At 61.2% G+C, this 19,735-nt stretch carries 19 protein-coding genes and 3 pseudogenes; 9 read left to right on the forward strand and 13 right to left on the reverse strand.

Annotated elements, in window-relative coordinates:
- Window positions 1-2: 2 nt before the first annotated feature.
- Window positions 3-878 carry a patatin-like phospholipase family protein gene (locus HMPREF2678_RS08175; protein ID WP_034973739.1) on the forward strand — a complete coding sequence of 292 codons (876 nt, stop codon included), beginning with the start codon at window positions 3-5 and terminating at the stop codon, window positions 876-878.
- Window positions 879-898: 20 nt separating this feature from the next.
- On the opposite strand, the gene HMPREF2678_RS08180 is transcribed toward HMPREF2678_RS08175, so the two are convergent.
- The 4 genes from HMPREF2678_RS08180 to HMPREF2678_RS08195 form a co-directional block, all read right to left on the reverse strand.
- Entirely contained in the window at window positions 899-1,555 is a 657-nt protein-coding gene (locus tag HMPREF2678_RS08180; protein ID WP_034973741.1) for a hypothetical protein, read from the reverse strand.
- A gap of 75 nt (window positions 1,556-1,630) precedes the next feature.
- Window positions 1,631-2,830 carry an MFS transporter gene (locus tag HMPREF2678_RS08185; RefSeq protein ID WP_070551944.1) on the reverse strand — a complete coding sequence of 400 codons (1,200 nt, stop codon included), beginning with the start codon at window positions 2,828-2,830 and terminating at the stop codon, window positions 1,631-1,633.
- Between the two features lie 128 nt (window positions 2,831-2,958).
- Complete coding sequence (locus HMPREF2678_RS08190; protein WP_070551946.1) at window positions 2,959-3,462, reverse strand: 2'-5' RNA ligase family protein; 504 nt, start codon at window positions 3,460-3,462, stop codon at window positions 2,959-2,961.
- 91 nt (window positions 3,463-3,553) lie between these two features.
- The gene (locus tag HMPREF2678_RS08195; RefSeq protein WP_202805475.1) at window positions 3,554-4,864 is read right to left on the reverse strand and encodes a metallophosphoesterase family protein; all 1,311 of its coding nucleotides are present in this window, start codon (window positions 4,862-4,864) and stop codon (window positions 3,554-3,556) included.
- Window positions 4,865-5,030: 166 nt separating this feature from the next.
- On the opposite strand from HMPREF2678_RS08195, the gene HMPREF2678_RS08200 reads away from it, so the two are divergent.
- Both HMPREF2678_RS08200 and HMPREF2678_RS08205 read left to right on the forward strand, forming a co-directional pair.
- Window positions 5,031-5,807, forward strand: coding sequence for a MerR family transcriptional regulator (locus HMPREF2678_RS08200; RefSeq protein ID WP_034970919.1), 777 nt, complete (start codon window positions 5,031-5,033; stop codon window positions 5,805-5,807).
- A 61-nt stretch (window positions 5,808-5,868) separates the two neighbouring features.
- Entirely contained in the window at window positions 5,869-6,546 is a 678-nt protein-coding gene (locus HMPREF2678_RS08205; protein ID WP_034994197.1) for a YoaK family protein, read from the forward strand.
- A 27-nt stretch (window positions 6,547-6,573) separates the two neighbouring features.
- Here the strand turns inward: HMPREF2678_RS08205 and HMPREF2678_RS08210 are convergent, their stop codons facing one another.
- On the reverse strand, window positions 6,574-6,813 hold the full coding sequence (locus HMPREF2678_RS08210) for a type II toxin-antitoxin system Phd/YefM family antitoxin (protein WP_034994200.1): 240 nt from the start codon (window positions 6,811-6,813) through the stop codon (window positions 6,574-6,576).
- A gap of 305 nt (window positions 6,814-7,118) precedes the next feature.
- On the opposite strand from HMPREF2678_RS08210, the pseudogene HMPREF2678_RS08215 reads away from it, so the two are divergent.
- From HMPREF2678_RS08215 to HMPREF2678_RS08230, 4 genes and pseudogenes are all read left to right on the forward strand, one after another.
- Window positions 7,119-7,486: pseudogene (locus HMPREF2678_RS08215) on the forward strand (ATP-binding cassette domain-containing protein); the annotation flags it as partial.
- Window positions 7,487-7,567: 81 nt separating this feature from the next.
- The gene (locus HMPREF2678_RS08220; protein ID WP_034979309.1) at window positions 7,568-8,134 is read left to right on the forward strand and encodes a TetR/AcrR family transcriptional regulator; all 567 of its coding nucleotides are present in this window, start codon (window positions 7,568-7,570) and stop codon (window positions 8,132-8,134) included.
- Window positions 8,135-8,205: 71 nt separating this feature from the next.
- On the forward strand, window positions 8,206-8,832 hold the full coding sequence (locus HMPREF2678_RS08225) for a hypothetical protein (protein WP_034979311.1): 627 nt from the start codon (window positions 8,206-8,208) through the stop codon (window positions 8,830-8,832).
- Window positions 8,833-8,930: 98 nt separating this feature from the next.
- Window positions 8,931-9,752: a hypothetical protein gene (locus tag HMPREF2678_RS08230; protein WP_034979313.1), complete on the forward strand. Its 822-nt coding sequence runs from the start codon at window positions 8,931-8,933 to the stop codon at window positions 9,750-9,752.
- Between the two features lie 69 nt (window positions 9,753-9,821).
- On the opposite strand, the gene HMPREF2678_RS08235 is transcribed toward HMPREF2678_RS08230, so the two are convergent.
- From HMPREF2678_RS08235 to HMPREF2678_RS08275, 8 genes and pseudogenes are all read right to left on the reverse strand, one after another.
- A complete protein-coding gene (locus tag HMPREF2678_RS08235) occupies window positions 9,822-10,478 on the reverse strand; it encodes a DUF2625 family protein (RefSeq protein ID WP_141747078.1) in 657 nt (218 codons plus the stop codon).
- Between the two features lie 187 nt (window positions 10,479-10,665).
- Entirely contained in the window at window positions 10,666-10,926 is a 261-nt protein-coding gene (locus HMPREF2678_RS08240; protein WP_051873987.1) for a HigA family addiction module antitoxin, read from the reverse strand.
- Between the two features lie 34 nt (window positions 10,927-10,960).
- Window positions 10,961-11,242: a type II toxin-antitoxin system RelE/ParE family toxin gene (locus tag HMPREF2678_RS08245; protein WP_034973762.1), complete on the reverse strand. Its 282-nt coding sequence runs from the start codon at window positions 11,240-11,242 to the stop codon at window positions 10,961-10,963.
- A 508-nt stretch (window positions 11,243-11,750) separates the two neighbouring features.
- Window positions 11,751-12,435: pseudogene (locus HMPREF2678_RS10645) on the reverse strand (DUF305 domain-containing protein).
- Between the two features lie 88 nt (window positions 12,436-12,523).
- Complete coding sequence (locus HMPREF2678_RS08260; protein WP_070551950.1) at window positions 12,524-14,707, reverse strand: copper-translocating P-type ATPase; 2,184 nt, start codon at window positions 14,705-14,707, stop codon at window positions 12,524-12,526.
- A gap of 52 nt (window positions 14,708-14,759) precedes the next feature.
- Complete coding sequence (locus tag HMPREF2678_RS08265) at window positions 14,760-15,086, reverse strand: heavy-metal-associated domain-containing protein (protein WP_070551952.1); 327 nt, start codon at window positions 15,084-15,086, stop codon at window positions 14,760-14,762.
- A gap of 96 nt (window positions 15,087-15,182) precedes the next feature.
- Window positions 15,183-16,310, reverse strand: coding sequence for a sensor histidine kinase (locus tag HMPREF2678_RS08270; RefSeq protein WP_070551954.1), 1,128 nt, complete (start codon window positions 16,308-16,310; stop codon window positions 15,183-15,185).
- On the reverse strand, window positions 16,307-17,029 hold the full coding sequence (locus HMPREF2678_RS08275; RefSeq protein ID WP_141747080.1) for a response regulator transcription factor: 723 nt from the start codon (window positions 17,027-17,029) through the stop codon (window positions 16,307-16,309). The genes HMPREF2678_RS08270 and HMPREF2678_RS08275 overlap by 4 nt, the downstream gene beginning before the upstream one ends.
- A gap of 404 nt (window positions 17,030-17,433) precedes the next feature.
- On the opposite strand from HMPREF2678_RS08275, the gene HMPREF2678_RS08280 reads away from it, so the two are divergent.
- Together HMPREF2678_RS08280 and HMPREF2678_RS08285 are read left to right on the forward strand one after the other, a co-directional pair.
- Window positions 17,434-18,009, forward strand: a complete 576-nt coding sequence (locus HMPREF2678_RS08280; RefSeq protein ID WP_070552202.1) for a CueP family metal-binding protein — start codon at window positions 17,434-17,436, stop codon at window positions 18,007-18,009.
- 71 nt (window positions 18,010-18,080) lie between these two features.
- Window positions 18,081-19,558: pseudogene (locus HMPREF2678_RS08285) on the forward strand (multicopper oxidase domain-containing protein).
- Window positions 19,559-19,735: the final 177 nt, after the last annotated feature.

A 19,735-nucleotide genomic window follows, 5' to 3' on the forward strand; every position in this document is an offset into this window, starting at 1 on the left:
CCGTGTCTGCCCAAGAAGTCGCCCTCATTCTCGAGGGCGGTGGAATGCGCAATAGTTACACCGCCGCCTGCATCGACCAGCTTCTGGAACACAACATCCACTTCGGCTGGGTCGGCGGCATCAGTGCAGGAGCCTCACATACCGTGAACTTCCTTTCCGGGGACAGGAAGCGCGCCCGCGAATCCTTCGTGGAATTTGGCGGCCATCCTAAGACCGGCGGAATGAAGTCTTTGGTGCGCGGCACTGGCTACTTCAACGCGGAGTACATCTACGAGACTGCGGGCGCCCCCGGCAACGATCTGCCCTTCGACTGGGAAACCTTCCAGCGCTCCACTTCCCAGGTGTGCATCGGCGCGACCCGCGCGGATAACGGCGAGACGGTCTACTGGCGCCGCGAGGACATCAAGGATCTTCCGGATCTCATGCGTAAAGTGCGCGCCAGCTCGACTCTGCCGGGCCTTATGCCCGTGCCCACCATCGACGGGGTGGACTATGTCGACGGTGCGCTGGGTTCTTCCGGTGGCCTGCTGATCGACGCAGCTATCGAGGATGGCTTTGAGAAGTTCCTGGTACTGCGTACCAAGCCAAAGGGATACGTCCGCCCGGCTTTGCGCAGCCCACACCTGGTACGCGCCCTGCTACGCAAGCGTCCCGCCGTCGCCCAGGCGATGATCGACCGCCCGCCGAAGTACAATCTGGCCTCCGACAAGATCGCGGAACTGGAATCCAAGGGCCAGGCGCTAGTGTTCTATCCGGAGAAAATGCAGGTGAGCAACACAGAGCGACGAATGGATCGGCTGAAGCAATCCTGGAACGACGGATTAGAGCAGACCAAGCGCGAGTGGGATACGTGGATGGAGTTCCTGGGCGAGGCCTAAATGACGAGGCCTAGCCCCTGCTAGAAGATGCTCAGCAGTCCCAGGACTATCAGCATCGCCGCCACTACATAGCCCGCCAGTGCCACCATCTGTTCCTTGCGGTGGCGCAATCCGTCAATGAATACCGCCAGCCTGCTTTCGGGCTTGCGCAGCACTATTCCCAACGCCAGCGCAGACAACGCCGGCAAGCTCAGCGCGAGGCTGGCATATAGAAACACGGTCAAGTACTTTCCAGCCGCGCTGATCTCCACGGTGCTCAGATAAGCCAAGCCAGCGAAGAAGGGCGCCGATGTCGCGGACTGCACCAGCCCTAGAACCATGCCGGAAAGAAAGGTGCCCAACGACGCTCTGCGAAGGGGGCGGGCCAGGCGATTGATCATCGGAGCAGGGTCGCCGCCTCGTAGCGTCAAAAAGATACTAAGAAGGCCAATAGCAATCAGCACCAGACCGAAGATCGGCGAGGCCAAGGCCGCCTGCACCGCATCCTCTATGCCGTTAAAAAGCAGCAATGTGACCAGCGAGAGCAAGAACACCCCGCACCAGTCCCCCGCCACCAACACCGCGGCGATAGTCGCATAGCGCCGTGGCTTCGGATGCATCACCGCGATAGCGAAAAGCACTCCGATGAGTAGAACGTTGACAGAATCGGCCAACGCGAAACTCACGGCGTGCAGCATGCGGTGGGGTCCTTTCGGCAGATCCCCTTCGCGTAAAGACCGTTGCAAAGGGGAAGGTTTGAACTCTTGCGAACTCTAGCTAACCTTCCGGCCGTGAACAAGGAAGTACACGGCAGCACTGATGACAACCAGCCCGGCCAACATCGTGTACATCACCTGGTAGCTAGTGGCCGAAACGATCATGCCCAGCAGGATCGGACCGAAGCCCACACCGACGTCCAGAGGCAAAAAGAGCGTGGAGATCCCTGCACCCATCTGATGTGGTTCAACAGCCTTGACGGAGATCGCCTGCGCCGCCGGCATAAGTGAACCGTAGCCCAAGCCGGTTAGTGCACCTGCCAGAATCACCATCCAGTCCTGGGTAGAGAATGCGAGGACAACCAGCGCGATAGCGAAAGTGACCAGCCCCAGGTAGATAACGATGTTGTCACCCTTCTGATCCTGGATTTTTCCCAGCACGAAACGCATCACGAGCGTGACCAACGCATAGGCCAAGAAGAAGTACTTCGCGCCGGTGACCAGGTTGTTGTCCTCGGAATAGCTGTTTAAGTAGGTGATCACGCCTGCGTAGCAGATACCGACCAGCAGCATAAAGAAGCCGATGGGTGCGACCTTCGGATGGACGATGGCGGAAAGGTTGAAGGTCGGGCGGTGCGGGTGCGCATGTTCACTGTGCCCATGAGCCTCTGGGGAACGCACCAGCAAGGAAAGCAGGAATGCCACGATGGACATTCCGATGACGACCTGGAACATAGTGGTGTAACCGACGGAACCGACCAGCCACAGGCCCAGTGCTGGCCCAATCGCGGTGGCCAGGGTGGTACCCAGCGCAAAGTAGCCGGTTCCTTCCGCGCGCCGTGAGCTGGGAATCACGGACTGCGCGACGGCCATCACTGCGGTGCTAGCGAAGGCGTACCCAATGCCGTGGAAGATGCGCACGGTAATCAATAGCCCCAGCGAATGTGCGGGAATGTAAAAAGCACAGGTCACGATGATCAGCACCAGCGCTGTGAAAAGCACTCGCCGCCGCCCCACCGCATCGACTAGGAAGCCCGAGAACACACGCGCCCCTGTTGCGCCGATAACGAAGGCACTGGAGGCCAGACCTGCGCTCGCGTTATTGGCCGCGAATTCCTTGACTGCGTAGCCCGCCATGGTCGTCACGAGGACGTAGAAGATCATGAACTGGGCAAAATTAACTAACCATGCAAAGACAAAAGCCGGTGTGACAACCGGCTCTTTCGTTGGTGCGGACGTTAGGAACACCTTCTTCATTTAATTGTTTTTATATTTTATACCGCGCAGCACGTTACCAAACATCTGCAGCCCCGGTGAGGCAGGGGTCACTTTTTCTGTGTTCTTTCTTCGTGACGCCCCCTACGCATCCAGCCCGCAATCAGGCATCAGGAAAGCACCACGCGCTCCCCCGCACTGGGCCTCCAATACGCTGCCTCGGCTGCGGTGATGGACTTGAGCTCGCGCGGTGTGATCTGGGACAGGGCGTCAATATAAGAAGGAACAATATCCCGCGGCAGCCTTAAGCCGACCGTGAGGTGCGGCACCCAGCGCGGACCGCGACCATCGGGATTCAGCGCGCTGAGTTCGCGGGCGGCATTCTCCAGCTCATCCGTGGCTTCGAGCAGCCACGCCACGGTCTGCTTCTTGCCTGTGCCGAAGACGACCACGCCCCGGCGACTGAGCTCCGAGGGGACGGCGGAAGGCAGGATCTCGCGGGCGCGCTCCACGACGTGCGGGGCCATGTTCGGGGAGAACGTGACCGTGATGTGCGGGGTCTGCCGCTGCGGCGGGAATCCGCGGGCGGCGAGCTCGTCGAAGATCCCGCGGATGGTGGCGCACTGCTCAGCGGGCAGGTTCAGCAGGATGTTCTCAGGGGAATTGACGGACATTGCCCCCTATCCTAACTGGCTGCACCGAGACCACCGGTGCGTCGCGCCGCTTGGCAGCACGCAACCCGGCGGCGCTCTACCTGGCGGCGCACTACTTGAAGGACACGTACTCCGGCAGATCGGCTGGCTTTTCCAGCGGTTGCTTCTTCGGGTTCATGTCCAGCCCCAGCTCCTTGGCGAAAACCAGGCGGGTGGACTTGTAGACCCGCTCGTCGGCCTCGTCCAGCTCGAACACGCGGGCGCCACGCAGGGTGTGCATGGACCAGGTACCGTCTTTCAACCCGTAGGGGCCGAAACCGGTTCCCGGGCAGTACCCCAACTCCACGCCGAAGTAGTTGCCGTTGAAGGAATTGATGTGGTCGTGGCCGCAGTAGATTCCCAGCACGTCGCCGCGCTCGCGGACGGCGGAGTAGATGCCGGGGTTGAAGGCACCGACGTAGACGTCCTCGTTCTTCACGCCCTCGATGCTGTGGCGCTTCTTGGCCTGACCGTGCTTGATCAGGTCGTTGTGGTACGGGCCGCCGAACCACATATCGCGGTGCTCGTATGTCGGGATGTGGAAGTACATCAGACCCGGGATCTTCTTGCCGTAGCGTTCCTCATAGCCCCGGGAGGTATCGCGGTACCACTGGATCTGGTCACTGTGGATGTAGTCGTAGCCGGGGATCTCCTTCGTCTCCTGCCCCGCCAGTTCCTCGCCTATGTAATTGCCGGAGTCCAGCAGCCAGATGGCGAATGCCGGGTTCGAGTTTGCGTTGCCCTGTACCAGCAGCGATACGTTGGATTCGCCGTGAATCGGATCGTCAGCGACGTTGAGGTTGTACTTGTACTTGCGCACGAAATTCAGCAGCGCGACCTCGTTGGCTTGGGTGCCGTCTTCCATCGAGTCTTCGTCGTGGTTACCGAAGGTGATGGCCCACGGGATCTTGCGGGATTCCATCGGCAGCACCACGTTGTTTACCGCCTGGAATGCCTGCTCGGTGGTCTTGGGCCCAGAGGAGATCACGTCGCCGTTGATCAGCGCAAAGTCCGGCTTTTCCTGATCCAACACCTTGCCCATGAACTCGATGGTGCGACGATCAGTGAGGTGATCGTCTTGAGTGTCGTTGAACTGGACGATCTTGAACTTGCCGTCGCCGTTGAACTTCAGCGGCATGTCTGCGCCGTTGCCGCCGTTGTTGTCGCCGCCGTTACCGCCGTTTCCGCGCCCCGGGCCGAAACTGGATCCTGCCAGCGAGCCTGCCGACGAGTTCCACCCCTGTGCCTGCGCAGCCGGGGCAAGTGCAGCGGTGACGCCCAGCGCCCCCGTTCCTGCCAAGAAGTTACGGCGATTCACATTGAACTGCTTGGACGCATTCTGGCCTTCCAGCTGCTGCGATTTTTTAGATGAATTACTAGACAAGGTAATTGAGTTCCTTTTCCTGCGAGAATTGAACCATCACAAGTTATCGGCCAAAGGTAAGCGCGAGGTTGCCTAAAGATGAATTCATAACAACCTCACCGCTTGACCTTGCCGTTTGACCACTTCGCTTGACCTTGCCGTTGCGGCAACCGAAAGGATGTAGCCCATGACCGAATACACGATTGGTGATGCTGCAGATTTTTTGGGAGTGACGCCCAAAGCGTTGCGCCATTGGGATTCCATTGGGCTGCTCAGCCCACAGTGGCGCACATTGGGCGACTACCGCCTCTATACCGAGGATGATCTGCGCATCGGCGCGGCCATTGTGCTGTACCGGAACATGGGCTTCAAGCTGGCGGAGATCCCCGCCCTCATCGAGGCGCCTTCCGATGCAGCCCTCGACCGCGCCCTCCGCGCCCACCGGGAAGCCTTGGCGCGCAAGCGCGAAGAGGTGGAGAGCCAATTGCGTGCGGTCGAGGATTTGATAACAACAACCCGAGTGGAGGGATACACCATGGAACAGATGGACAAGATCAAGCAGTACTTCGGCGAGAAAATGCCTGCCTACCAGGAGGAAGCTCGCGAACGTTGGGGCGACACCCCTGAATACCAGCAGTCTCAGGAAAAGCTGGCCTCTATGAGTGACGGCGACTTCCAGGAGGTTAAGGCCAACCACGACCGCTTCGTGGCGGATTTGGTAGCCGCCCGAGACGGTGGCGTCACACCCAATAGCGAGGAAGCACAAGAACTCGTGGAGCGGCACCGTGCCACGATCAACCAGTGGTACGAGGTTACGACCTCGCGGCAGTTGATACTGGCGCGGATGTACGTAGACGACGAGCGTTTTGCCGAGGCGTACCAGGGCGCACAGGACTACCTGCTTTCGCTGGTGGAGTACCGGGCGCAGCAGGAGGGAATCACAGACCCCAGTTGGGATGACTAGCTGACGCAGCTAACCGGGACGACGAGGCGCCGGACTGCACCATGGTTGCTACGATTGCGCCATGAAAGGCTACCGCACCGGAGAACACGCACTGGCTATCTACTTATCCTCCATTGCAGGGTTCGTAGATACGCTGGGCTTTTTGTATCTGGGCGGGTACTTCCTATCTTTTATGTCGGGTAACACCACGCGCCTGACAGCGGCAGTGAATGCTGGGAAATGGGAGGTCGCAGCCACTGCGGGCGGAGTGATGGTGCTATTCCTCGTCGGCGTGGGGATTGGGGCGCTGATCAGTCAGCTGGGGCAGCGGTACTTGCCACGGACGCGAACGCGCGAGGCGATTCTGCTGTTCATCTGCGCCACCTCGACAATTGCCTCAGTAATGGTACTGACCGGGCACGAGCAGTGGGCGGTGTACAGCCTGTCGTTCACCGTGGGCGCTATGAATTCCACTTTCGAGCGCGACGGCGAAGTGAGTATTTCCCTGACGTACATGACCGGCACGCTGGTGAAAATGTCTCAGCGATTCGTGGCCGCGCTCTTCGGCGGCCCGCACATGGATTGGCTGCGCTATTTCGCGCTGTGGATGTCACTTGCCTGCGGGGCACTGCTAGGCGGTTGGATGTATGTCCAGGTGGGTCTGCACGCGGTGCTGGTGGTGACGGGCATGCTGTACGCGGGAACGGCAACGGCGCTGGCGTACCGCCAATGGCGGCGCAACCGTGGGCTGGCGGTTTAGCGCTAGTGGACTAGAGCTCCCAGGGGTTCAAATATTGCACCCTCGCGGTTCGAAGTCCATCCTTTCGTCCTCGAGGTCAATGTCCTCTTCCATTTGCAACCGCGAAGCCCAGCCTTCATTCGAGCCAGAGATCTTCCGGTAGTCATCAATGGATAGCAATACGAAGGCTGGCTCACCTCGATCTGTAATCACAACGGGCCCCTCACTGGCCTTCCTTTTCGCGTAACTCACATCCTGGTTGAACTCGTGGGCACTCAAGCTCGCCATAGCAGGCCTCCTTACTCACCAACGTAACCACAAAATAGCGCAAAGATGTCTGGGTGCCTTCAATAGAACGTTAGAAACACTCTGTTTTCATCGTGGCAACACATTGTTGCTCAAGTCTGCGTAGCGACTGATCAACCGCTCACCTCCCCAACCCCAACCCCAGGAATTTTCATCATGTTTCTAGCCTTGCGCGAAATGCTTTTTTGCGCGCACCCGATTTCTTCTCATGAGCGTCGTGTTGACACTCATGTCCTTGCTGGTCGTCATCATCTCCGGACTCACAGCCGGAACTTAAAAACGTTACGGTGACCTACACCGATGGTGATTCCCAGATCACCGCGTGGACAAGGTGAACCTGACCGTCGAGCCCGGAGAGTTCGTCGCCCTCGTCGGCCCCTCCGGTTCCGGTAAGTCCACACTGCTGGCCGTTGCTGGAGCGCTAACCAACCCGGCCTCCGACAGCCTGCCGGGCGCCCTCACCGCCGAGGAACAACTGGAGCTCGCCGCGCGCGTTATGGGTAGGCACGGTCGTTACTCTGGTGCGGAGCTGTTGGAGAAGGTTGGTATGACGCCCCGAGCTAAGCACCGCCCAGGAAGTCTGTCGGGTGGCGAACGTCAGCGGGTGGGCATCGCCCGAGCTCTCGTCGGCGACCCACAGGTGTTGCTGGTCGACGGACGCCTGAGCGCTGCCTCCATCTAGGCACCCAAATAGGCCTGTACGCAGGCCGAAAAGCGGGTAGTAAACTAGGGAACCATGCCGAAGATCACGGAGACGACAGTAGCGGAGCACCGCGCGGTTCAGCACCGCGCGGTGCTGGAGGCCGCCGAGCGGCTGATCGTTGCTGGCGGCGGCAAGGTTCCCTCACTGGCAGAGGTGGCAGCCGAGGTTGGCCTAGCCCGCCCCAGCGTCTACCGCTACGTCTCCTCCCAACATGATCTGATGGTTCAACTGCTGGTACTTAACAGCGAAACCTGGCATGACCAGCTGGAAGACAAGGTCAAGGCCGCTCCGCCAGAGCACGAAGAGCGCATCTGCGCCTATGTGGACGCGATGCTCGATCTCTTCGTTCACGGCTCCCACGGCCCCCTAATGGCCGCCGCCCAGCACTTCCCGGAAGCGTTCGCCGAGGAAAAGGTGCAGAAATCACACGCTGGTTTTAAGGAGATCGTGGATAGCTTCTGCCCCGGCGTTTCCTCCATCGATATTGGATTGCTGAATGCGGCGGTGGTGAGGGCGTCAGAAATGGCAAAAACCCCCGAAGACCTAGAACAGGCGACGGCAACACTGCACCGCATGGCGCGCGCGATCGTGTCGGGATAGACCGTCGCAACGAGCCCCCAATTCCTTAGTTCGGCGGGGACAATCCCCGGCGACGTTGTACGCTTAACCTCATGCGAAATCGCCTTGTTGCACTCTCCGTTGCCGCATTGACGGCCCTCTCGCTTGCAGCCTGTTCGGATGATGAGAATCCACCTGAGCAGAGCGCGGCTCAGTCTTCGAAGGAGTCTGGCGAAACTTCCGCCGCCGAAGGACAAGGAGACACTTCGGAAGAAGGGCAAGATGATGAGGCCGCAGATAACACAGATAACAAGGCCAAAAAGCGCCCCAATCCCACGGCACCAAGCACTCCGAAGCCCGATAAGGTCGAGCTCGCTCCGAATGAAGCAGCCCTGGAGGGCGAGCTGATGAAGGTGCGTTTCAGCGACATGACCCCACCGGAGGACTTCGCACGTGTGGCGGACATCGTGGACGATAGCGTGGTCTACTACGCGATCAAGCTCGACCCGAAGAAGCCCGTGACGGCGAAGTTGGGGGCGGGCATTGGCACCCAGACTCCCGAATGGGCCATCGTTGGCAGCAGCAGTATGCCGAATGAAATGAACTGGGACTCTATGGTCGGGCGTAAGATCCGCGCCATCGCGCACAGGGATAACATGACCTTCGCGACGGACCCATCCGCTCCCCCGACGGCGGTGACGGTCGAGAACTCGGACTACAAGCCAGAGATCCTCGACTAAGGGGTATGCCGCTATATTCCCATCAAGTTTTCGGCAGATGCATCCAGAGTTCATGAGATCATGTACCTGGAAAGCTGCTGGTTACTCCGAGGTGAAAAATGGGATTCCTATCTAAATTGCTCGGCCTGCAACAAGCCAAGCCGAAGCCGCAGAAACGCGAACCTGCACGCAAAAATGGTAACTTCCTGAAACCATGGCCCGCCAAACCACAAACTAAGATTCTGGAGTTACCCGGCGGGTTCGACCGCACGCTCTATGTTTACGATGACTCACCTTTCTCCACCGCCAAACGCGGCGACACTATTCAGGTTGAATTCTTCCCTGGCGAAGCAACTCTGTTGAGTAAAAAGTCAGGGTCGGCGGTGGATACCCATAAAGACGCGGCGGTTTGCCTGCTCCACAAGGGCCGGCCAGTCGGCGTGGTTTTCGACTATCGGAACGACGTTCGGCTCGCTTACGACAAAGGAATCCGGCTTTTGGCTACCGCAACGGTCGGCCGCCAATTACCTGATTATGGCAATATCCGCGCTCTAACTCTTCACCTTCCAACCAGCCGAAGCACTACTAGACAATTAATTGAGAACTATGAGGTAAACAGCAAAGTTCCCAAGAGTGCACAAAGGATTCAATTTAACGAATGGGACGAGCAGGACTTCGAACAGCTCACTGGAAGAAGTAGTTGGGTCTTCGAAAATGCAAGATTGGAGTTTCTCCCTGTCCCCAAGGGATCATCCGCGAAGCCCCACATTCTTGCTTCCTCAGCGGAGGGGCGAAAGGTATTCCGTCTAACTGCACGTAACTCGGTCTACAAGGATGTAGCCTCAGCCATTGAATCCAGCGCAGAATTCCTGATTCTTGCTGAACGGCGAACTGCTGGAGATGGGCGAGTGGGCTACAACATCACACTCGCTCATTGGTAACAGGCTAGTTTTAAGTTTCCCTTCACCCTGACCAAGGGAGTTGGCCCCATATCCTTCACCACCCTCGCGTCACTTAGTGCCCAGCAACTCCCGGATGCTGACAACCGACCTCGACACCTTGCTCACGTCTCTGCCCTCGACGGTAGACGGCGGAGGATAGAGGGAAATGCCCTGTGACAGCGCCAACGGCGCCACCTCGTCTTGCCAGCCAGGCCAGCGCAGCCCCTCGAAAACCACCCCCAGTCCGCCGCCCAGCGCAGCCATAAGGAACGCCGAGTAGCCTCCACCGAGCCCGTCCCATGTGAGGGTGTCCGGCCCGAAGTAGCAGACTTCGCCGGGCGAGACACCCAGCGCGCCGCCGTCAATGGCGAATAGGCCACCGAGGACGTCATGTCCGACGATGAGCGCACCAGGCGGTGCCGAAACGGAGCCTCCCAGCCCGTTTGTTTCAGCGATGCTAGGCAGGCTCTCACTACCGCCGCCGTACAGACGAACCCAGCCGTGCTCCGCGACGATACCGCCGGTGTGCAGCGCGACGGCTCCCATCATCGACGCGGCAGTGACCTGCAACTCCCACAGCGAACGCTGCCCTTGCTCTGAGGCGACGGACAGCGCGATAGCCTCAGATTCAGCTAACGCCTTCTGAAGGTGGGGCCAGGCCGGATCGTCGACGGCGATGAGGCTTTCGGTGTCGCGCATTAGGGCTCCTTCGCTTGTGGTAGTCACATATCCAATTGGAGGGCGGCCTGTTCGTCGTCGACGATGCCCGTCAGGTAGTCGACCATTCCGAGCATGCCCATCTCCCAGTGAATAGCTTCTGACAGGTATTGCAACGGAATTCTAGAACAGAGTTCTCCTAAGCTCAGCGCAGTCGCGCCTGGGCGGATCGACCTTGTCCGTGGCGATCGCAGTTCTATGCCGAGGCAGCTTGGACCGGCTGAATCTGCTCAATCTCGGTGAGGATTTTATCCTCGGCCACATCCAAGTCGTACTGGGTCTGTAACCCGAGCCAGAACTGGGGGCTCATCCCGAAAAACTTCGCCAAACGAAGGGCCGTGTCCGCGGTAACAGCGCGCTTTCCATGAACGATCTCATTGATCCGACGAGGGGGAACGCCGATAGAAACAGCAAGCTTGTGCTGCGTAATCCCCATCTCCTTGAGAAAATCCTCCATGAGGATCTCGCCGGGGTGAACCGGAGGGAGCTTGTCAGTGGTAGTCAACGATCTCAACCTCCTCTGGCCCTGCGGCGGACCACCGAAAACAGATCCGCCACTGGTTGTTGATTCGAATACTGTGCTGACCCTGACGATCGTCTTTCAATGCCTCGAGACGGTTTCCCGGAGGAATCCGCAACTCTTGAAGGCTCTGTGCGTAGCCAAGCTGGCGCAGTTTACGCAGCGCCACTGAGTGAATGCGGGGATCAATCGAGGGCACACGCTCTCGATTCCACAAACGCTCAGTGTCCTTGTTGGCGAACGACTGGATCATGCTTCACCCTATCCCCCATAACGCGAAGCGTCAATAACGCTACACGTTAAACTTGAACTCCACGACGTGTCGTTGCTAGATACACTTTACCCTATGGACATACAGTAGAAGCTGCTAGAGATTGAGTAGATACAAGAAGTAAAAAGCGATAGCTAGGATCGCAGTACAACCTTCGAGACCGCGACGACGGCTGCTACCGTAGGCCTCGTTGCCTAACTGACACCAACGCCGTGTCCACTACTCGGAGGACACCCCCAACATTAATGCTGCCCTGCCGGCAGACCAGGGCGGCCGTGTGAGTATCGGACAATAATGCGTAGTCCTCCAAGGGTCTGGACACAGGGGCTTTCCCCTTTCCTCAGTGGTGCGACCAGAGGGAGTAGAAGCATCCACCCCGGTGCACCCGCTGCGGTGACAACGACCCATCGCCCGCAGCAGGTGGCAATCGTCACGGTTATCCCTCTTTTTCAGATTCCTGTCCTCGGGATCAGAAAAAGACGGGGACCTGTCATAGGTCAGTGAGCATTTGCTGCATCTGGGCGATCTCGGCCTCCTGGTCGTTGATAATTTGTTCGGCCAGGGTGGTTGCATGGGGATTCTGGCCGTCAGCCACCTCGTCACGGTCCATGTCGACCGCACCTTCGTGGTGGGCGGTCATCCGCTCCAGGTAAAGGCGGGCGGCGCCGGTGCCCTGGGCTTCCTCAAGGGCTGTCATGTCCTCCTGGCTCATCATCCCGCTCATGCCACCCATCTCGCCGTGATCCATTCCACCTATCTCATCCATGGTCCCCATGCCCCAGAGTCGGTGACCGGCTGCTGGCCCCAGGCCTCGAGCATGGCGTTCATCCGGTCAATCTCCGGTCCCTGGGCGTCAATAACCCCCTGGGCAAACTCCACGACCTGGGCGGGGATGCCCTCCTTGGCCAGGAGCATCTCACTCATTTCCACGGCCTGCTTGTGATGGGGGATCATCATCTGGGCAAACATGATGTCCGCGTCGTTGTGATCGGCGGAGATCTCCCCGTCCTCCTCAGTCGCCGCCCTGGTGGTCTCGGTCGTCTCAGCGGTAGTCGTCACAGTGCTGGTGCCGAGGTGGTGGCGTCGGTGTTGCCTGAGTCGGTGGCCTCACCGCAGGCGGCCAGCGCCAGGATGGAGGCTACGGCGAGAGCGGAAAGAACAAGGGTGCGCTTTATGGTGGAGCCCTTTCAGGGTCATATGGGGTCAGTGGAGAGAAGTGATGGATCAGTGGACGGCGGTGGATTTCGGAATAGGCGTGGTGTGTTACTCCTTCGGACTGGTGGGAGCCAGGTGGGCCGGGTCCAGATCAATCCGGCGCAACAGCTGGGCGTTCAGGGCCACCACGATGGTCGAGGCAGACATCAAGATCGCGCCCACGGCCGGGGACAGCACGAACCCGATCGAGGCGAGCACTCCGGCGGCCAGCGGCACGGCAAGGATGTTGTAGCCAGAGGACCAGACCAGGTTCTGGATCATCTTGCGGTAGCTGGCCTGGGACAGCTCAATCATCGACAGCACTGCCCGCGGGTCATCACTGGCTAGGACCACCCCGGCAGATTCCATGGCCACATCCGTGCCGGCACCGATGGCGATACCGACCTCCGCGCGGGTCAGAGCGGGGGCGTCGTTGACACCGTCGCCGACCATGGCCACGCTCAGGCCACGCTCCTGTAACTGGGTGACCTTGGTGTCCTTGTCCTGGGGCAGGACCTCGGCGAAGACCTCATCGATCCCCAGGTCCTGGCCAACCGCCTGGGCCACCTGCTGCGCGTCACCGGTGATCATCGCGACTTTCACCCCGCGGTCCTGCAGGGCTTTCACGGCGGCGTGGGATTCGGGGCGGATCTTGTCCTCGACGGCCACCGCACCGATGATCTGACCGTCGCGGACAATATGGAGCACACCGGCCCCACGCCCGGTCCAGGCGCTGGTGGTGTCGGTGAGCTCGGCCGGGGTGGTGAGGTTGAACTCGCGCAGCATGTTCGGCCCGCCCACGAGGATCTCAGCGCCATCGACAGTGGCCCGGACCCCCCGGCCGGAAGCGGCGCTGAAACCAGTTGCACGGATTTGCCGACGGGAGGCCTCGGGATGGGCGGCCGCGGCCGCCACGATGGCGCGGGCCACGGGGTGCTCGCTGTCGGCCTCCGCGGCGGCGGCCAGGGCCAGCAGCTCGCCCTCGGTGACGCCGCCAGCTGCCGCGACACCGGTGACCGCGTGCGCTCCCTCGGTCAAGGTGCCGGTTTTGTCGAAGAGCATCACGTCGATGGTGCGCATCCGCTCGAGCGCCATCCGGTCCTTGATGAGCACTCCGGATTTCGCGGCCCGCTCGGTGGAGATCGCAATAACCAGCGGAATCGCCAGGCCCAGGGCGTGCGGGCAGGCGATGACCAGTACCGTGACCGTGCGCGCCACGGCATCGTCCGGGCTGCCGATGATGGTCCACACCACCGCGGTGATCAGAGCGGAGATCAGCGCGAACCAGAACAATAACGCCGCCGCCCGATCCGCCAGGGCCTGGGCCCGGGAGGAGGACTCCTGGGCGTCGGCAACCAAGCGTTGGATCCCGGCCAGGGCGGTGTCCCCGCCGGTAGCCTCCACCCGGATGCGGACGGTGTTGTCGGTGGCCACAGTACCGGCGACCACCTTGTCACCGGTGTCGCGGAAGACGGGACGGGATTCGCCGGTGATCATCGCCTCATCGAATTCGGCGGCTCCGTCGAGGATGGTTCCGTCGGCCGGCACCCGGGCACCGGCCCTCACCAGCACGACGTCGTCGACGGCCAGCTCGGAGATGGCCACGGTGCGGGTGGTCCCGTCGATGACTTTCTCGGCCTCATCCGGCAGCAGGGCAGCCAGCGCGTCAAGCGCGGAGGACGCGGCCCCGAGAGCGCGCATCTCCAGCCAATGGCCCAGCAGCATGATGGTCACCAGCAGAGCCAGCTCCCACCAGAAGTCCAGGTCAAAACCGCCCAGCCCCAGAGTGGTGACCCAGGAGGCGACAAACGCCACGGTGATGGCCATGGCGATCAGGAGCATCATCCCGGGTTGGCGGGATTTCAGTTCTTTCCATCCGCCCTTGAGGAAAGGCGTTCCGCCGTAGACGAAGATGATCGTGCCCAGCACCGGGGGGATCCAGGTGGATCCGGGGAATGCCGGGAGGTGGTAGCCGAGCAGGTGGGCGACCATGGGGCTGAAAATAACGACGGGAATGGACAAAACCAGCGACCACCAGAAGCGGTCCCGAAACATTGCGGTGCTGTGTCCGGCGTGTTCGCCGTGACCATGAACGTGGTGGTCGTCGTCCAGGGCGGAATGCGGGTGATCGTGGGGCATCGCCTGGCCGTGGGTGTCGGCATCCGCGTGCTGTTCGTGGCCGGCATGATCCGGGTGATAGGTGTGGTCTGTTTCCGGAGCGGGGTGATCACCCGAATGGTGGGGAGTGCTCATGACGTTCCTTTCCACTCAACCCGGTCGGGGTCGAGATGATGGGTAAAACTGATCAGGATAAGACGGTGTAGCCGGCCTCCTCGATGGCCCGGCGAACCATCTCCGGAGGTACGACACCGGTGACCGTGACGGTGGAAACACCACCAGCAGCGAGATCAACCTGGACGTCGTCGACCTGGGGGAGGGCCTGAAGGGCCTGGGTCACGCTTTTCGCGCAGTGGCCGCAGGTCAGGCCGGTGACCTGGTAGCTAGGGGAGGATCCTCCTGCTGACGAGTCGCTGGCGGCAGGGATGGAGGCGGTGTCGGCACGTGAGGCAGGTCCGCAACAGCTGCAGCCGTGGGAGGCCATCGGCAAGAGGCGGGGCGGGGAGGTGATCATGAGAAAGCTCCTACGGGTCGGTGGGATTCGGCGATGCTATCTGGGGTATATCTTCAAGGGGTGGAGGGCGCGGCCCTCGCGCGGGGCAGGGTGTGATCACCGGGCAGCCTCCTCACTGTCGGGAGGGGACAGCGGAAGGCGGAGGGCAAACACCGCTCCGCGACCGGGTCCGGGGGAGGTGGCTGTGAGAGTGCCGCCGTGGGCCTCGATCAATGCCTTGGAGATGGTCAGACCGATACCGGCCCCGGCGGCGTCCCGGCTGCGGGCGGCATCTCCCCGGTAGAAGCGTTCGAAGATGTGTCCGAGCTGGTCAGGTAGGATGCCCTCGCCGTCATCGGCGACGTGGATGAGCGCGGTGGACGCCCCCTGTCGGTGGACGCTAATCCGGACCTGCCCGCCGGCCGGGGTGTGCCGTAGCGCGTTCGACAGGAGATTGCTCATCACCTGGCCGAAGCGTTGCCGGTCCACGAGCACCCGGGCGGTTTCTGTAATGGTCTCGACCTGTAAATCGACGCCTTTGTCAGCATAAGCTTCCCCCGCGGCAGCAGCGGCGGTATGGAGCAGATCCCCGAGCCCTTCCTCCGCCAGGTCCAAATCGATCCGGTGTTCCTGGGCCCGGGAGACATCGTCGATGTCTTCCATCAACCGGGTCAGGCGGGTGAGTTGGTCAGCCATGATCGTGTGGGTGGCATTATTCCAGTCCACGACCCCGTCCTGGAGACCATCGAGGTAGACCGTGAGCACCGATAAGGGGGTGCCCATTTCGTGGGCCAGATCAGAGAGCATCTGGCGGCGGACCTGTTCGGTGTGTTCCAGCCGGTCGGCCATGGTGTTGAAGGCATGCGCCAGGGTGGTGACCTCGGGGCCTGCTTTTCCGGCGGGCACGCGGATACGGGAGTTGCCGGCCGTTAGGCTGGTAGCGGCGCGGGTGAGATCCTGCAGGGGGGGGCGCAGACGACGCGATAACCACAGGCTGGCCAGCAGGGCACTGATCAAGGCGGTGGGTAGGGCGACGGCCAGGGTGATCAGGTTGGCGCCCCGGTAGGCCTGCTCGGCATGGAACAGCTCCAGCGAAGGGTCCTCCCGGCCGGTCATCAACATATGATCGTGGAACAGGGTCGGGCCCACCATCGTGGCCACGGCCGCGGCCACCAGCAGGCTAATCACCACGACCAACACCTGGGCGGCCAGGAAGCGGAAGGTCAGGCCGGGTCCGTGATTCATGGCTGCCCCACCCGGTAGCCCACGCCACGCACGGTGTCGATAAACCCCCGGCCCCGGGTGTCGGTGCCGAGCTTGCGACGCAAGTTGCCGATGTGGACATCGACGATGCGTTCATCACCGACCCAGGTGGTGTCCCAGACCTCGGTGACCAGGTCGTGGCGGGTCAGCACCTGGCCGGGGCGCAGGGCCAGGGCAACCAGCAGCTCGAACTCCGTGCCGGTGAGCTCCACGGTCGTCTCCCCCACCCGCACCTGATGGGCGACGGGGTCAAGGATGAGGTCACCAACGATCAAGGGGGTGGTCACCTGCGGTGGGGTGGTGCTGGTGCGTGGACGGCGCAGCACCGCATGCACCCGGGTCACCAGTTCCCGGATGCTAAAAGGTTTGGTGATGTAGTCATCCGCCCCCAGGGTCAAACCGCTGATCTTGTCGTCCTCGCTGCCACGCGCGGTGAGCATGAGGATGTAGCAGTCCGAGAAGGTGCGGATGCGTCGGCACACCTCCAGGCCGTCGAGTTGGGGCAGCCCCAGATCCAGCACCACGACATCGGGGGAAAAGCGACGGGACTCGTCCACGGCCTGGGTGCCGGTGTGCGCCTGGCGGGTATCGAAGCCGGCCCGGATGAGGTAGGAGGCCACCATCTGAGCCAGGGGTTGTTCATCATCGACGACCAGCACCCGCCCCGGGGGCGTGGCGGTGGTCGGTGTGTGGTCAGCCATAGACCCCAGTATCGCTCCGGCCAAGGGGGAATACCATCCTCGCTCAGTGCCCGGCGGGGAATCTTCATCAAATCTTCAAACATCACCCTTCGACCGCCGTCACCCCTGTGCCCCGCCCCGGGCCGGCGGCATCGCCTCCCCTGGTCGGTTCAGCAGGCGCCACCAGGGATTTCACTGTCTGCACCGCATACCCGGGGCGGGTAGAAGGCCATAGCCCACAGCTGTGGGGTGGTGTTCCGGTGGTGACCCAGCCCACCGAATTCACCCCCCTTTTCGCCCTGTTATAAGACTGTGAGCAGGGTTTTTGAATTCTAGTCCGTCAGGCACCCGTGCTAGATAAAGGTATGGCATCGACCTTGAGGCGGTGTCTTCTCATGGCCCAGCCACGATCCAAGGAGATTGACGTGAAACGAGCAGCGATCGCAGCCGCCGCCCTTGCCCTCGCCCTCACGGGGTGTTCGGCCGCCGACCCGGAACCCACCGCCGATGGGACGGTGTCCCAGGGCACATTCCTGACTACCCATGGCCTGGCCGGCATGGACGCGGTGGAGATTATTGATCACCTCGACCGGCAGAAGGTCACTGAGCGTCCCACGGATCTGATCGCCTCAGTGCGTAACGATGAACTGCTGCTCTCGAGCGATGACCAGGAAGTCGTGGTTGATCTTCCCGACAATCAGACGTATGTCTCGATCGCACCCTATCTCACCTCCACCCACGACTGCTTCTACCACAGCCTCACGACCTGCCAGGGGGAACTCGACAATGAGGATATCCAGGTCACGATCACCGATGAGGCGACCGGTGAGGTGCTGGTGGACGAGGCGACAACCACCTTCGACAACGGGTTTGTCGGCTTCTGGCTTCCCGATGATGTCACCGGCCTGATTGAGGTCAGCTACCAGGGGCGTACCGGCACCACGGAGTTTTCCACCACCGACGACGGTGCCACCTGTGTCACAGACCTGCGCCTGACGTGATGGCTCAGCAGGATCCTCACCTGCGCCTGTCTCCCGTGTCACTGAAATCTTGCACCAAGAAAGGTTAAATCATGACGAACGCGTTTTCCCGACGACAGTTTCTGCTCGGCGGGCTCGTCCTCGCCGGCACCGGGGCCGTGGCCGCCTGCACCAGCGCCCCTGGACCCGCTGCCTCGGCACCAGGTCCCTCCCTTCGCCCCACCCCCACTGCGCTCGGTGAGCCGACGGTGCGCAGGACACTGACCGCCCGGCCCCTCTCTCTCTGGATATCGGCGGTATCGAAGCCAAGACGTGGGGATACGTCTCTGACACCGGGGATGCGGCCATTGAGGCCACCGCCGGCGACGTCCTCCAGGTCGATATCATCAATGAACTGCCTGAGAGCACCTCCATCCACTGGCATGGCATCGCACTCCACAACGCAGCCGACGGTGTGCCCGGCATGACCCAGGACCCCATTGAACCTGGCGAGTCTTTCTCCTATGTTTTTGAAGTCCCCCACGGTGGCACCTACTTCTACCATTCCCACTCCGGCCTGCAGCTTGATCGCGGCCTCCACGCCCCACTGATCATCCGTGACCCGCAAGACGCTGAGGACCAGGACGTCGAGTGGACCATCGTGCTCGACGACTGGGTCGACGGCATTCAGGGCACTCCCGACGATGAGCTCGACAAGCTCACCAAAATGGGTTCGGGCGACCATAACGGGAAGAACGGGATGGGAGGTCACGGCCATATGATGCACGGCACCCCGGACCGGGTACTGGGCGGGGACGCCGGCGATGTGATGTATCCGCACTACCTCATCAACGGACGTATCCCCCGTGCTCACCGGACCTTCGAGGCTCGCCCGGGCGACAAGGCCCGCCTGCGGTTTATCAACTCCGGCGGTGACACCATCTTCAAGGTGGCCCTCGGTGGTCACCGCATGACCGTCACCCACACCGACGGCTTCCCCGTCCAGCCCCGGGAGACCGAATCGATCTACCTGTCGATGGGCGAGCGTGTCGACGTCGAGGTCATCCTCGGCGACGGCATCTTCCCGCTCACGGCTTTGGCAGTGGGTAAGGACGACCGCGCCTTCGCTGTCATCCGCACCGCCGGCGGCCAGGCCCCCCACCCCGATGTCGACTTCCCCGAGTTGTCGTCCACCGGACTGCTTCTGTCCTCCCTGAAGCCAGCAGACCGTGCACTCCTACCCGAGGACACACCAGACCGAGAAGTCAGCATCGACCTGGGCGGGCAGATGATGCCGTATGAATGGAGCATTCTCACCGACGGCCAATCCTCCTCCGCGACCGTGCAGGAGGGCCAGCGCCTGCGGATGGTCATGCGCAACAGGACCATGATGCCCCACCCCATGCACATCCACGGCCACACGTGGGCGCTGCCCGGCAGCGGCGGACTACGCAAGGACACCGTCCTTCTCCGCCACGGTGAAACCATGATCGCCGACCTGATCGCTGACAACCCCGGTGAGTGGGCATTTCACTGCCATAACGCCTATCACATGGCAACCGGGATGCTCAGCTCGCTTCGCTACGAGTAACCCCCACAGCAGGGTATCGAGCGAGATGCGAAGGTAAATGGCAGCACGTGTTGTTATACGACTAACACTAGCGCGCCTTAGGTTACGTTGAACTTGAACTCCACGGTATGTAGTCGCAAAGTTACTTTCTCGAGAACCTCGCCGCCCACGTCGCTCCCGCGTTGGGTGGCAGCCGAA

Source organism: Corynebacterium sp. HMSC058E07 (genome assembly GCF_001809885.1).
In the GTDB taxonomy this organism is placed as follows: Bacteria; Actinomycetota; Actinomycetes; order Mycobacteriales; family Mycobacteriaceae; genus Corynebacterium; species Corynebacterium macclintockiae.